The organism is Methylomonas sp. MgM2 (genome assembly GCF_054172045.1).
This window is the reverse complement of sequence record NZ_JBSYXO010000056.1, coordinates 1-15,166: the sequence shown is the minus strand read 5'-3', so window position 1 is coordinate 15,166 and position 15,166 is coordinate 1. Positions and strand designations below refer to the sequence as shown.

Annotated in this window: 12 protein-coding genes and 1 tRNA gene; all 13 read right to left on the bottom strand. The window is 49.0% G+C overall.

Annotated elements, in window-relative coordinates:
• Window positions 1–103: 103 nt before the first annotated feature.
• Complete coding sequence (gene fusA, locus ACW73I_RS21950) at window positions 104–2,200, bottom strand: elongation factor G (protein ID WP_458031641.1); 2,097 nt, start codon at window positions 2,198–2,200, stop codon at window positions 104–106.
• 25 nt (window positions 2,201–2,225) lie between these two features.
• On the bottom strand, window positions 2,226–2,696 hold the full coding sequence (gene rpsG / locus ACW73I_RS21945) for a 30S ribosomal protein S7 (protein ID WP_458031640.1): 471 nt from the start codon (window positions 2,694–2,696) through the stop codon (window positions 2,226–2,228).
• Window positions 2,697–2,709: 13 nt separating this feature from the next.
• A complete protein-coding gene (gene rpsL, locus ACW73I_RS21940) occupies window positions 2,710–3,084 on the bottom strand; it encodes a 30S ribosomal protein S12 (protein ID WP_458031639.1) in 375 nt (124 codons plus the stop codon).
• A gap of 152 nt (window positions 3,085–3,236) precedes the next feature.
• Complete coding sequence (gene rpoC, locus ACW73I_RS21935) at window positions 3,237–7,436, bottom strand: DNA-directed RNA polymerase subunit beta' (RefSeq protein ID WP_458031638.1); 4,200 nt, start codon at window positions 7,434–7,436, stop codon at window positions 3,237–3,239.
• 75 nt (window positions 7,437–7,511) lie between these two features.
• Complete coding sequence (gene rpoB, locus ACW73I_RS21930; RefSeq protein WP_458031637.1) at window positions 7,512–11,588, bottom strand: DNA-directed RNA polymerase subunit beta; 4,077 nt, start codon at window positions 11,586–11,588, stop codon at window positions 7,512–7,514.
• Window positions 11,589–11,712: 124 nt separating this feature from the next.
• A complete protein-coding gene (gene rplL / locus ACW73I_RS21925) occupies window positions 11,713–12,084 on the bottom strand; it encodes a 50S ribosomal protein L7/L12 (RefSeq protein WP_458031636.1) in 372 nt (123 codons plus the stop codon).
• A 46-nt stretch (window positions 12,085–12,130) separates the two neighbouring features.
• Window positions 12,131–12,631, bottom strand: coding sequence for a 50S ribosomal protein L10 (gene rplJ, locus ACW73I_RS21920; protein ID WP_458031635.1), 501 nt, complete (start codon window positions 12,629–12,631; stop codon window positions 12,131–12,133).
• A 173-nt stretch (window positions 12,632–12,804) separates the two neighbouring features.
• On the bottom strand, window positions 12,805–13,500 hold the full coding sequence (rplA, locus tag ACW73I_RS21915; RefSeq protein ID WP_458031634.1) for a 50S ribosomal protein L1: 696 nt from the start codon (window positions 13,498–13,500) through the stop codon (window positions 12,805–12,807).
• On the bottom strand, window positions 13,500–13,931 hold the full coding sequence (gene rplK / locus ACW73I_RS21910) for a 50S ribosomal protein L11 (RefSeq protein WP_458031633.1): 432 nt from the start codon (window positions 13,929–13,931) through the stop codon (window positions 13,500–13,502). Before rplK ends, rplA begins: the two co-directional genes overlap by 1 nt.
• 104 nt (window positions 13,932–14,035) lie before the next feature.
• The gene (gene nusG / locus ACW73I_RS21905) at window positions 14,036–14,569 is read right to left on the bottom strand and encodes a transcription termination/antitermination protein NusG (protein ID WP_458031632.1); all 534 of its coding nucleotides are present in this window, start codon (window positions 14,567–14,569) and stop codon (window positions 14,036–14,038) included.
• Window positions 14,569–14,949, bottom strand: a complete 381-nt coding sequence (gene secE, locus ACW73I_RS21900) for a preprotein translocase subunit SecE (protein ID WP_458031631.1) — start codon at window positions 14,947–14,949, stop codon at window positions 14,569–14,571. The genes nusG and secE overlap by 1 nt, the downstream gene beginning before the upstream one ends.
• Before the next feature lie 27 nt (window positions 14,950–14,976).
• Window positions 14,977–15,052: transfer RNA gene (locus ACW73I_RS21895), tRNA-Trp, on the bottom strand.
• Between the two features lie 37 nt (window positions 15,053–15,089).
• Window positions 15,090–15,166 (bottom strand): EF-Tu C-terminal domain-related protein (locus tag ACW73I_RS21890; protein WP_203235313.1); only part of this gene is annotated, 77 nt, incomplete at its 5' end.

The following is a 15,166-nucleotide window of genomic DNA, read 5'->3' as shown; positions in this document are numbered from 1 at the left end:
GTTTTTCCATGGTCAACGTGACCGATTGTGCCGACGTTTACGTGCGGTTTTTTTCTTTCAAATTTTTCTTTAGCCATGAGTCAATACCTAAATATTTAAAGAACTAAGTAACTTTTCTAATAATCGCTTCCGCAACATTTGCAGGCGCTTCGTTATATTTTTCAAACTGCATACTATATGTTGCTCTTCCTTGAGTGGCCGATCTCAAATCAGTTGCGTAACCAAACAGCTCAGCCAGAGGTACCTCGCACTGCACCGCCTTTCCGGCCGGCACATCTAACATGCCATGGATTACGCCTCTCCGTCGGTTTACATCTCCGACCACATCACCCATATATTCTTCTGGTGTCACCACCTCTACTTTCATGATGGGCTCCAGCAACACAGGGTTTGCAGCTTCCGCACCGTCCCTAAACGCGATCGATCCTGCAATTTTGAAAGCCATTTCACTCGAATCGACATCATGATATGACCCGTCGAATAAACTAACTTTTACATCCACTACGGGAAAACCGGCTATTATGCCATTTTCCATTTGTTCTTGTACGCCTTTATCAATAGCAGGAATAAATTCCTTTGGAATCGCCCCCCCCACCAACTCGCTTACAAACATGTATCCCGCCCCCAATTCCCTGGGTTCCAATCGCAACCAAACGTGCCCATATTGGCCCCGCCCACCGGTTTGCCTAATAAATTTCCCTTCACATTCCACCGGTTTTTTAATCGTTTCGCGATACGCGACCTGAGGCGCGCCAACGTTGGCCGCCACCCCAAATTCCCTTTTCATTCTGTCGACAATGATTTCGAGATGAAGCTCGCCCATCCCCGAAATAATCGTTTGTCCCGAGTCGCTATCCGAGTTGACACGGAACGACGGATCTTCCTGAGCCAACCGCGCCAACGCATTACCCATTTTATCTTGGTCAGCCTTTGTTTTAGGCTCGACCGCAACCGAAATAACCGGCTCCGGAAATTCCATTTTTTCCAACAAAATCGGCGCATTCATTGCGCAGAAGGTATCGCCGGTCGTTACTTCCTTTAAGCCTATGATTGCAGCGATGTCACCCGCGCGCACCTCACCGACTTCTTCCCGACTATTCGCATGCATCTGGACAATCCGCCCGACACGCTCCCTTTTAGCCTTTATCGCATTTAGAATTACATCACCGGACTTTAATACGCCCGAATACACCCTAAAAAACGTCAAAATCCCAACAAAGGGATCCGATGCAATTTTAAATGCGAGAGCTGAAAACGGCTGGTCATCACTTGCCGATCGCTCCTCTTCTCTCTCACTCCCGGCCACAAACCCCTTAATCGGCGGCTTATCTAGCGGCGAAGGCAAATAGTCCACAACCCCATCAAGCAAACACTGCACGCCTTTGTTTTTAAAGGCCGACCCACAGTAAACGGGGACGAGTTTATTGTGAAGCACCTGCATCCTAATGCCCGCCTTGATGTCGTCATCAAGCAAGACACCTTCCTCCAGGTATTTTTCCATCAATTCTTCCGTTGCTTCGGCCGCCGCCTCCATGAGCTGCTCGCGAAACGATGCCGCCTCGTCAACCAAGTCGGCCGGGATATCCTTTTCCTGATAAGAAAGACCCAAATCTTCTTCATTCCAATAAATCGCCTTCATCCTAATAAGGTCGACAACTCCGGCAAAAGAATCCTCAGCCCCTATAGGCAATTGCATAATGACGACGCTAGCACCAAGGCGAGCTTTTATTTGCCCGACGACTCGCAAAAAGTCCGCCCCGGTGCGATCCATTTTGTTAACAAATGCCAACCGCGGCACATGATATTTATTCGCTTGACGCCAGACGGCTTCAGACTGTGGCTCGACACCACCGACCGCACAAAATACCGCGCACGCTCCATCCAACACCCTGAGGGAACGCTCTACTTCGATGGTAAAATCCACATGCCCGGGCGTATCGATGATATTGATACGATGCAAAGCATGTTGCTTATCCATGCCCGACCAAAAGCAAGTGGTAGCCGCAGAGGTGATCGTTATCCCTCGCTCTTGCTCCTGCTCCATCCAATCCATTGTGGCCGCGCCATCGTGCACCTCGCCCATCTTATGAGACACACCGGTATAAAATAGAATCCGCTCGGTTGTCGTCGTCTTACCGGCATCGATGTGCGCCATGATCCCAATATTGCGGTAATGCTCGATAGGCGTCTTCCGTGCCATAACAACAACCTGATCTAACGATCGCTTACCAGCGATAATGAGCGAAAGCCTTGTTAGCCTCAGCCATTCGATGTGTATCTTCCCGCTTCTTAGCGGCCGCACCACGACCCTCGGAAGCGTCCAGCAATTCACCGGCCAATTTAGCAGCCATGGTCCGTTCGTTGCGCTTTCTAGCTGCATCGATCAACCAACGCATGGATAAAGCAACACGTCTTGACGGCCGCACTTCGACAGGAACCTGGTATGTTGCACCACCAACCCGACGAGATTTAACTTCGACTCGCGGCTGAACATTTTCGAGAGCCTTAGCCACCAATTCAAGCGATTCTGCATGCCCCTTAGACTCGATGACATCTAACGCCCCGTACACTATTTTTTCAGCGACCGACTTTTTGCCATCCTGCATAATCATATTCATAAATTTCGACAACATTTCGCTGCCGAAACGCGGATCCGGATTAATTATTCGCTTTGCAGCTATTCTTCTTCTAGACATTAGTTAACAGCCCTTATTTTTTAGGTCGCTTCGCGCCGTACTTGGAACGACCGCATCTTCTATCTTTTACACCTGAGGTATCAAGACTTCCCCGGACAACATGATAACGAACACCAGGCAAATCCTTAACACGACCACCGCGAATCAAAACGACCGAGTGCTCTTGCAAATTATGCCCCTCGCCACCGATATAACTGCTAACCTCGGCACCGTTAGTCAATCTAACCCTTGCAACTTTACGCAAAGCCGAATTGGGCTTCTTGGGCGTGGTGGTGTATACACGGGTACAGACGCCGCGCCTCTGAGGACAAGCCTCTAATGCCGGCACATTTGTTTTCTCAAATTTTTTAGCACGAGGCTTTCGGACCAACTGATTGATCGTGGCCATTCTTAACTACTCCGATATGCAATTTGTAACAACCAAGACCCGCGAAGAACCACATCGCAAACCCGGTTACCAGACCCAAATCTCTTGACTCATGTGAGCAGAGCATGATACCTACTCTTTTACACATGGTCAAGATTTTTTTGGACGTTTCTCTATTCGATATTTAAAGCTTGCTTTAGGGCTTCCTCTACGTCTACAGCCTCAGCAGCACTGATTCCCGCTTCGGTATCCGCATTAACATCTATAGCCCTACGTTTTCTGCGTTGTTCATGATAAGCCAAACCGGTACCTGCCGGAATTAATCGGCCAACGATCACATTTTCTTTAAGGCCGTTTAAGTTGTCACTGATACCTCTCACCGCAGCGTCGGTCAGCACACGTGTCGTTTCTTGGAAAGAAGCCGCCGAAATAAATGATTCAGTTGCCAGCGACGCCTTGGTAATGCCCAATAACAGCGGTTCGTAGCTAGCTGGAATACGCCCTTCTTTTTCGGCTAGCTCATTTACCACGTTTAGAAGGGTACGTTCGGCTTGCTCGCCTTTAACGAAATCGGTTTCTCCCGAAGCGGTAATCTCGACTTTGCGCAACATCTGGCGAATAATCGCCTCGATGTGTTTGTCGTTGATTTTCACCCCTTGTAGGCGATAAACATCTTGGATTTCTTTTACCAAATAATCGGCTAATTCCTCCACGCCTCTCAGACGCAAGATATCATGCGGTGTCAGTTCACCTTCCGCTATGGTCTCGCCTTTTTCAACAAACTCCCCTTCGAACACTGTGATATGGCGCCACTTGGGAATGAGCGTCTCATATTGCTCCCCTTCGGCATCGGTGATGATGATACGCTGCTTACCTTTAGTCTCTTTACCGAACGACACCATGCCGGTCGCTTCTGCCAAAATTGCAGGATCTTTGGTTTTACGCGCCTCGAACAAATCGGCAACCCGAGGCAGACCACCGGTGATGTCGCGAGTTTTACTAGACTCTTGCGGAATCCGCGCCAAAACGTCACCGACCTTCACTTCCCCACCATCTTTTACCCCGACGATAGCTCCAGCCGGCAAGAAGTATTGAGCGGGAATGTCGGTTCCCGGCAAGTTTATCAATCCGCCATGTTCGTCGATCAAACGCACCATCGGGCGCAGCTCCTTACCAGCCGCACTTCGTTGCTTAGGATCCGTCACGACTCGCGATGTCAACCCGGTCACTTCATCGGATTGCTCTTGGACCGTTACACCATCAATAAAATCATGCAATTGAATAAAGCCGTCCACTTCTGTAATCACAGGGTGGGTGTGCGGATCCCAGTTAACAATGATGTCACCGGCCGCAACCATGCTACCGTCCTCAACGGAGAGCACCGCACCATAAGGAATTTTGTAGCGCTCACGTTCGCGGCCATACTCGTCCATGACGCCGACTTCGCCGGACCTAGATACTGCAACCAGATTATTTTCCCGGTTTTTCACAGTCTTCAGGTTATTCAACTTCGCCGTACCGGCCGACTTGACTTGAACGTTACTGATTGCCGCCGATCTCGACGCCGCCCCCCCGATATGGAAGGTACGCATGGTTAACTGAGTACCCGGCTCGCCGATGGATTGCGCCGCGACAACCCCAACCGCTTCGCCGATATTGACCAAGTGACCTCTGCCCAAATCGCGACCGTAACATTTAGCGCATACGCCTTGCCGCGATTCACAGGTAATAACCGACCGGACGATCATCTTATCGACCCCGTGTTCTTCTATCACGGCAACCAAATTTTCGTCGATCATCGTACCCGCCGGAATAAGCACCCTATCGCTAGCCGGTTCCGTGACGTCTACAGCGGCCACCCTGCCGAGCACCCGCTCAACCAGCGGTTCAACCACATCACCGCCTTCGATAATAGGCATCATAGTTAAACCATTCTCAGTGCCGCAGTCGGATTCCGCCACGACCAGGTCTTGCGCGACGTCAACCAAACGGCGGGTCAAATAACCCGAGTTGGCCGTTTTGAGCGCGGTATCTGCCAAACCTTTACGGGCGCCGTGAGTCGAGATAAAGTACTGTAATACATCTAAGCCCTCTCGGAAGTTTGCAGTGATAGGCGTTTCGATGATCGAGCCATCCGGCTTGGCCATCAATCCACGCATACCGGCCAACTGCCTGATCTGAGCAGCGGAACCCCTCGCACCGGATTCCGCCATCATGAAGATAGAGTTAAAGGATTTTTGCTTAATGGTTTGACCCGAGGCATCGACCACTTCTTCCTCGCCCAGACCTTCCATCATGACTTTAGCCACTTGATCGTTGGCCCGCGACCAAATGTCGACGACCTTGTTGTATCGTTCGCCATCGGTTACCAATCCGGAGGAATACTGGTTCTGGATTTCTTTTACCTCTCCGTCGGCGGCACGAATGATATCGGCTTTCTTAGCCGGAATTTCCATATCTTCAATACCGAAAGACACGCCGGAGCGAGACGCATAGCGGAAACCCAAATACATAATTTGGTCCGCTAATATCACGGTCTCTTTGATGCCTAGATACCGATAACAGTAATTGATCAGTCTCGATATATTTTTCTTGGTCATATCGACGTTAACCAATTCATAAGGAATACCGTCCGGAACGATATCCCAAATAATCGCCCGTCCGACGGTTGTCTGCTTCCTGCTGACCACGGCATGAAATTCGCCGTCTCCATGTTTCAACTTTTCTGTGACTCTAAGTTGGATCTTTGATTGCAGTTCAACGCTTTTTGCATCAAGCGCTTTCATGACTTCCGAAAGGTCGCCGAACACACTGCCTTCCCCTCTGGCGTTGACTTTTTCGCGGCTAATGTAATACAAGCCCAAAACTACGTCCTGAGAAGGATTGATAACCGGCTCGCCGTTGGCGGGCGACAAAATATTATTGGTCGCCATCATCAAGGTACGCGCTTCCAATTGCGCTTCGATGGATAAGGGAATGTGCACGGCCATTTGGTCGCCGTCGAAGTCCGCGTTGAACGCGCTACATACCAAAGGATGTAATTGAATTGCCTTGCCTTCGATCAGAATCGGCTCGAATGCTTGAATACCCAAGCGGTGCAGCGTCGGCGCACGGTTCAACAATACCGGATGCTCCCGAATGACTTCTTCGAGGATGTCCCAAACTTCGGCGCCTTCTCGCTCAACCATTTTCTTAGCGGCTTTGATGGTCGTCGCCAAACCTCGCATTTGCAGCTTACTGAAAATGAATGGTTTGAACAGCTCTAATGCCATTTTTTTCGGCAAACCGCATTGATGTAAACGCAAGGTCGGACCAACCACGATTACCGAACGGCCTGAATAATCCACGCGTTTACCCAGCAGATTTTGCCGGAAACGACCTTGCTTACCTTTGATCATGTCGGCCAAGGATTTCAACGGGCGTCGATTGCTGCCGGTGATTGCGCGGCCGCGGCGCCCGTTATCGAGCAAAGCGTCAACCGATTCCTGCAACATCCGTTTTTCATTGCGTACGATGATATCGGGCGCGTTCAAATCCAATAAGCGCGTCAAACGATTGTTACGGTTGATGACGCGGCGGTATAAATCATTCAGGTCCGAGGTCGCAAAACGTCCGCCGTCCAACGGTACCAATGGGCGCAACTCAGGCGGCAGGACCGGCAACACATGCATAATCATCCATTCAGGACGATTATTGGAGGCCAGCAGCGAATCTAAGACCTTCAGACGCTTAGAATACTTTTTGATTTTAGTGTCGGAATTAGTCGAGTTGATTTCTTCGCGAAGCTTTGCGATCTCTTCTTTCAGGTCGATAGACTTCAGTAAATCGTAAATCGCTTCGGCCCCCATTTTGGCGACAAAATCGTCACCATGTTCTTCAACTGCGGCCAGATACTCTTCGTCGGTCAAAAGTTGACCTTTTTCGAGTGGCGACATGCCCGGATCGGTCACGACGAATGTTTCGAAATACAAAACCCGTTCGATGGAACGCAGCGTCATATCCAACAACAAGGCGATACGTGACGGTAACGATTTCAAAAACCAGATATGGGCTACCGGACTAGCCAGTTCGATGTGGCCCATGCGTTCACGACGTACTTTGGACAGAGTCACCTCGACGCCGCATTTTTCACAAATGACTCCGCGGTGTTTCAAGCGCTTGTATTTACCGCACAAACATTCGTAGTCGCTGATAGGCCCAAAGATCTTTGCGCAAAACAGACCGTCTCTTTCCGGTTTGAAGGTACGGTAATTGATGGTTTCCGGTTTTTTTACCTCACCATAGGACCAGGAACGAATCATGTCCGGCGATGCCAACCCGATGCGAATAGAGTCGAAATCATCTGAACGACCTTGACGCTTTAAGAAATTCATTAAATCTTTCAAGAGCTTACCCTCTTTAAATGTTAACCATTATCAACCAGAATCCAGCTAGCAGTGCGGGAGCAATTAGTCCTGCTCCATTTCGATGTTAACTGCCAACGAACGTATTTCTTTAACCAATACGTTGAAGGATTCCGGCATACCGGCTTCCATAGTGTGATTACCGTCGACGATGTTCTTATACATCCGGGTTCTACCGGATACGTCGTCCGACTTGACGGTCAGCATTTCCTGCAAAGTATACGCCGCGCCATAGGCTTCCAACGCCCAGACCTCCATTTCTCCGAAACGCTGTCCGCCGAACTGCGCTTTACCACCTAACGGTTGTTGAGTGACCAAACTGTACGGACCGGTCGAACGCGCATGCATTTTGTCGTCGACCAAATGGTTCAGTTTCAGCATGTACATGTAGCCGACCGTGACTTCTCGTTCAAACGGTTCTCCGGTCAAACCGTCGTAAAGCACCGTTTGTCCATGATCCGGCAAATCAGCCAGACGCAGCATCGTACGAATATCTTCCTCCGAAGCCCCGTCGAATACCGGGGTCGCCATCGGAACGCCATCGACCAAATTAGCCGCGAGTTCAAGAACTTCGTTATCGGTGAGTGAATTCAGATCTTCTTTTCTGCCGCTGCAGTTATAAATTCTGTCCAATAATTCTCTAATTTCTTGAATCTTAGCTTGAGCCTCCAACATTTTGCCGATTTTGATACCGAGTCCCTTCGCCGCCCAGCCTAAATGCGTTTCCAACACCTGTCCGACATTCATCCGCGACGGCACACCTAACGGATTCAACACGATATCGACAGGTGTACCGTCGGCCATATAGGGCATATCTTCAACCGGTACTATTTGAGAGATAACCCCTTTGTTACCGTGGCGGCCCGCCATTTTGTCGCCCGGTTGAATACGCTTTTTGACGGCCAGATACACTTTGACCATTTTGAGCACACCCGGCGCCAGATCGTCACCCATCGTGATTTTCTTTTTCTTCTGTTCGAAGCGCTCGTCAAATTGCTTGCGTTGCTGCTCGATCTGGTCGGCAATACCCTCAAGATATACGTTAACATCCTCATCTTGAGTTTTGATTTTAAGAATATCCGAGTATGTCAAAGTATCCAGATACTCTTTGTCGATTTCGGCGCCTTTTTTTAGGCTGTTGGGGCCTTTTTCGGCCTTTTTACCCAACAGAGTCGACTTGACACGCGCAAAAATATCCGCTTCGACGATCTTAAGCTGGTCATCCAAGTCTTTCCGATAGCGTTTGATCTCCGCTTCTTCAATTTCCAACGCACGCTTATCTTTTTTGACACCATCACGCGTAAACACCTGCACGTCGATAACCGTCCCGCTTACGTTATTCGGCACCCGTAGCGAAGTATCTTTAACATCCGCCGCTTTCTCACCGAAAATTGCGCGCAGCAGTTTTTCTTCCGGCGTTAACTGAGTTTCGCCTTTTGGCGTGACTTTACCCACCAAGATGTCGCCACCTTTTACTTCCGCACCGACATAGACGATACCGGATTCATCCAGTTTAGACAGGGCTTCCTCGCTGACGTTGGGAATATCGGCCGTAATTTCTTCCGGACTGTGTTTCGTCTCGCGAGCAACGCAGGTCTTCTCTTCGATATGGATGGTCGTAAAACGATCTTCCTTCACCACCCGTTCGGAAACCAAAATCGAGTCCTCAAAGTTGTATCCGTTCCATGGCATGAACGCGATCAGCATGTTTTGGCCCAGCGCCAGTTCTCCCACGTCAGTAGAAGGTCCATCGGCTAAGATATCGCCCTTGTTAACGATATCTCCGAGCTTAACCAGCGGCTTTTGATTGATACAGGTGTTTTGATTGGAGCGGGTATATTTAATTAAGTTGTAGATATCTACGCCGGGCACCCCGGCTAAGGTTTCGTCATCATTGACGCGTACCACAATCCGACCCGCATCGACCGCCTCGATGCGTCCGCCTCGCGTAGCAACCACAGTGACACCGGAATCTTTAGCAACTACACGTTCCATACCGGTGCCGACTAATGGTTTCTCAGCCCGCAGAGTCGGGACGGCTTGACGCTGCATATTCGAACCCATTAAGGCCCGGTTGGCGTCATCGTGCTCTAGGAACGGAATAATCGATGCCGCTACCGAAACGATTTGCTTAGAGGATACGTCCATGTATTGCACCGTATCCGACGAAGCTAACGTAAATTCATCTTTATGGCGACAGGACACCAAACCTTCGACCAATTTGCCGCTATCATCGACCGCCACGCTGGCTTGCGCGATGACGTATTCGCCTTCTTCGATTGCAGAAATATAGTCAACTTGGTCGGTTACATAGCCTTCGACAACTTTACGGTAAGGGGTCTCCAAGAAACCATACTCATTCGTACGCGCATAAACCGCCAAAGAATTGATCAAACCGATATTCGGTCCTTCCGGGGTTTCAATTGGACAAACCCGGCCGTAATGAGTGGTGTGTACGTCCCGCACCTCGAAACCGGCGCGCTCCCTGGCCAAACCGCCCGGTCCCAATGCCGAAACCCGGCGTTTGTGGGTAACCTGAGACAGCGGATTGTTTTGATCCATGAACTGAGAAAGCTGGCTGGAACCGAAAAACTCCTTAACCGCAGCGGACACCGGCTTGGCGTTGATGATTTCCTGCGGCATCAAACCTTCGGAATCGGCCAAGGTCAGACGCTCTCTTACCGCCCGCTCAACGCGGACCAAACCGATGCGGAATTGGTTTTCTATCATTTCACCGACCGAACGCACGCGCCGGTTGCCCAAGTGATCAATATCGTCGACTACGCCGTTGCCGTTCCTGATTTTGATCAGTTCTTTCAAAACGTCGATGATATCTTCGTTGCTGAGCGTACCCAGGCCTTCGATTTCTTCGCGACCCAGGCGGCGGTTGAATTTCATCCGGCCGACCGCAGACAAATCGTAGCGCTCTTCGGTGAAAAACAGGTTTTCGAATAAATTCTCGGCGGATTCGGCTGTCGGTGGCTCCCCTGGGCGCATCATGCGGTAAATCTCAACCAGGGCTTCCATGCGGTTGGTCGTGGTATCCAAGCGCATCGCGTTTGAGATATAAGGACCACGATCCAAATCATTGACATACAAGGTGTTGATTTCGCCAACACCGGCTTCAATCAATTTATCCAATAAAACGTCAGTCAATTCGTCATTGACGTTAGCGACCAATTCACCGGTCGTGGTATCGATGATGTTATTTGCCAAAATCTTACCGTAGAGGTAGTCTTTGGGCACTTCAATCTCCGTAACGCCGGCTTTTTCTAACTGGCGAACGTGTTTTGCGGTAATACGGCGGCCTTCTTCAACAACCACCGTTCCATTGTGCTTAATATCGAACACGGCCATTTCGCCGCGCAAACGCTCAGGAATCACGTGGAACATAAATTTGTCCGCGTTTACCGAAAATTTGTTCGTCTCGAAGAACATGTTAATCATGTCTTCGTTATCATAACCCAACGCCCTGAGCAAGATCGTCGCCGGAATTTTGCGCCGCCTATCGATACGCACATATACTGCGTCTTTATGATCGAATTCAAAATCTAACCAGGATCCGCGATAGGGGATGACTCGCGCGTTGAACAATAACTTGCCGGACGAGTGTGTTTTACCTTTGTCGTGATCGAAAAACACGCCGGGTGAACGGTGCAACTGCGATACGATCACGCGCTCGGTACCGTTAATAACGAAAGTACCGTTTTCGGTCATCAGGGGCAATTCGCCCATGTAGACTTCTTGTTCACGGATATCTTTTACGACTTTAGTATTGGCGGGCGCGTCTTTGTCATAAATGACCAGGCGCACTAAAACTCTTAGCGGTGCGGCGAAGGTCGCGCCACGCTGCTGGCATTCTCTTACATCGAAAGTGGGTTCCCCCAAGCGATAATTTACATACTCCAGTACCGCGTAGCCTGAGTGACTAACCACTGGGAATACACTGGAAAACGCCGCATGCAACCCTTGACTACGTCTTTTTTCAGGCTGCACCCCGGATTGCAAAAAGTTTGCGTATGAATCTATTTGTGTGGCTAAAAGATAGGGAACGTTTAATACTTCAGAACCTTTCCCAAAGTTATTGCGGATACGCTTTTTTTCGGTAAAAGAATAGGCCATATTGCTTCTATACCTTTGTCATCAGAGATTATTTACTACCGCTTTTTACAAGCAGTAAAAGGCCGACGGCAAAATGCCGTCAGCCCGGTTTGCTAGGCTTTCGCCAGATAAGTGCGCAAAACGCTTATTTAATTTCGCAGGTTGCGCCGGCTGCTTCCAGTTCTTTTTTGGCTGCTTCAGCTTCGTCTTTGCTGACACCTTCTTTCAAAGTGCTTGGCGCACCTTCTACTGCATCTTTCGCTTCTTTCAAGCCCAAGCCGGTCAGACCGCGAACAGCTTTAATCACCGCTACTTTGTTGTCGCCGAAACCTGTCAGAACAACATCAAACTCGGTTTTTTCTTCTTCTGCAGCGGCGGCGGCTGCAGGTGCCGCAGCTACAACCGCAGCTGCTGCCGAGACGCCGAATTTTTCTTCCATCGCCGAAATCAAATCAACGATTTCCATTACAGTCATGTTTGCAACTGCATCTAAAATGTCTTCTTTTGAAATTGCCATTGTATATTCCTCTAAATTTTAATGCGTGTTAACTGTATGATGCGAATTATGCCGCTTCTTTCTCTTTCTCATCTCGGACTGCGGCCAACGTACGCGCCAGTTTCTCAACAGGTGCCTTCATGACCGACATCAACATGGCGATACCTTGATCGCGTGTTGGCAGCTTCGCTAAGCGATCCAGTTCGCTACCGTCAAAAGCTTGCCCGCCTATCGCGACGATTTTCGCAATCAGGGTTTTATGAGTTTTAGAAAATTCGCTGATTAAACGGCCGGCACAACCCGGGTCTTCCATGGAAAACGCCAAGATTAATGGGCCTACCAGCTTTTCCTGCATACATTCGAACTCAGTTCCAACGACCGCACGCTTTGCCAGAGTGTTTTTGACCACACGCAAATAAACACCCGTTTCTCTCGCAGTCTTACGCAGCTCCGTTAATTCGGTAACTGACAAACCACGATATTCCGCCGCGACAGCAGAATGGGCTTTTGCGGCATATTCAGCAACTTCCTCTACGACAACTTTTTTGCCATCTAAATTGAGTGCCACATCTACCTCCGGTAGTTTCCTGATTCACATCAGGAGCTATGAAACGCATCTTACGATGCCCCTTACGGTTTCTTTCCCCTCATTTGGTTCCAGCCCCCGTCTGCGTAGGACTATTAAGCGTAAAGCACCTACGGTCTTTGACGGTTGCCGAGGAATTCGGCAACCCAAAGTCTTTAAATATCGATACTATTTTGATCTATCCACAGGCCAGGCCCCATGGTTGAAGAAATCGAAATCTTCTTCAGATAAACACCTTTTGCTGCGGTCGGTTTCGCTTTTTTCAAATCGACGATCAGATGCTCTAAATTTTGCTTAATCGCATTTTCGTCAAATGAGACCTTGCCAATTGAGCAATGTATGATACCGGCTTTGTCGGTACGATATCTGACCTGACCGGATTTGGCGTTTTTAACTGCGGTCGCAACATCAGGAGTTACAGTTCCCACTTTTGGGTTTGGCATCAAGCCCCTCGGCCCCAAAATTTGTCCCAATTGACCAACAACACGCATAGCATCGGGTGAGGCAATGACAACGTCGAAATTCATTTCACCTCGCTTGACTTGCTCAGCCAAGTCGTCCATACCAACGATATCCGCACCGGCTTCCTTCGCGGCATCGGCATTGGGACCTTGGGTAAACACAGCCACTCGGACCGTCTTGCCGGTTCCGTTAGGCAATACCGATGCACCACGAACATTCTGATCAGATTTACGCGGATCGACACCCAAATTGACGCTCACATCAACCGATTCGTCAAATTTGGTATTGGCGAATTCTTTTAATAAGGTCACAGCCTCTGCAACAGAGTATTGTTTGACGGTGGACACTTTCGCTTTGATCGCTTTCGCTTTTTTACTCAACTTTGCCATTACACGCCCTCCACGTTCAAACCCATACTGCGCGCGCTTCCGGCAATAGTCCTAACCGCCGCGTCCAAATCTGCCGCATTCAAATCAGGCATTTTCGTTTTCGCGATCTCTTCCAATTGCATACGGGTAACGGTGCCAACTTTGCTTGAGTTAGGCTTGCTGCTTCCGCTTTTTATACCGACCGCTTTTTTCAACAAAATCGATGCCGGCGGCGTTTTAGTGATAAATGTAAAACTTTTATCGCTATAAACTGTTATAACGACCGGCAAAGGCATGCCTTTTTCCACGTCCTGGGTACGAGCATTGAAAGCTTTACAAAATTCCATAATATTGACGCCGCGCTGCCCCAATGCGGGACCGACCGGCGGACTCGGATTCGCCTCGCCTGCTTTTACTTGCAGCTTGATATATGAATCAATCTTTTTTGCCATTTTATACTCCTAAACGGGTTCAAACGCCTTTCGGCTCCCCAAGAAACAAAAATCCCTGGCATTGAAAAATGACAGGGACTCGTTAAATACAGACTTGTGAGAAGTTAAATTTTCTCAACCTGTACAAACTCGAGCTCTACAGGTGTAGAACGACCAAAAATCAGCACGGAAACCCTAAGGCGGCTCTTCTCGTAGTTAACTTCCTCGATGCTGCCGTTAAAATCTTTAAATGGACCATCGATAATACGGACAACTTCGCCAACTTCGAACAATATCTTAGGTTTAGGCTTATTAACACCTTCTTCAACTCGATTTAGGATCGCCATCGCTTCTTTATCAGAGATAGGCGAAGGCTTATCAGAGGCGCCGCCAATAAATCCTAAAACTCTTGGTACGTTTCTAACCAAGTGCCAAGTTTCGTCATTCAATTCCATTTGTACTAGTACGTACCCAGGAAAAAACTTTCTTTCGCTTTTCCGCTGCTGGCCCATTTTCATTTCGACAACCTCTTCGGTCGGAACGAGAATTTTGCCGAAATATTGCTCTAGACCTTCACGCTTGATGCGCTCTTCTAGGGCCTGCTTTACCTTATTTTCGTAATTTGAGTACGCATGTACCACATACCAGCGTAGCGACATTATTGCATCCCGTTAGTCATGAGAAGTTGAACAGACCACAACAAGAACATGTCCAACAACCAAAGGATTAAGCCAACGATAAATACCATAGTAAAAACCAACAACGTCGTTCTTATGGTTTCATCTCGAGTAGGCCAAACGACGCGCCTCATTTCCTGCTTCGATTCGGCCATAAAGTACCAAACCGCTTGCCCTTTTGCCGTCGTAAAACAAAGACCGAGCGCGAGACCAACGACTACAACCAAGCCCAACACCCTGTAAAGCAAAAGGAAATCAGAAAAGTAATAGAACGCGACCACACCCGCAAAGACCAAGATCGGGCAAATTGTCAGTTTTACTATATCCGCCACCGAAGTAGCTTGTTCTGCTTGTGCGCTCATTATACTTTTACTTAAAACTGTATCTGGTGGCAGGCCAGGAGGGACTCGAACCCCCAACTTGCGGTTTTGGAGACCGCTGCTCTACCAATTGAACTACTGACCTATTCCAGAAAAAAGAACTTCGTCTATCGACCGATTGATTACTCGATAATAGAAGCAACAACACCCGCACCGACGGTACGGCCGCCTTCACGAATCGCAAAGCGCAAACCATCGT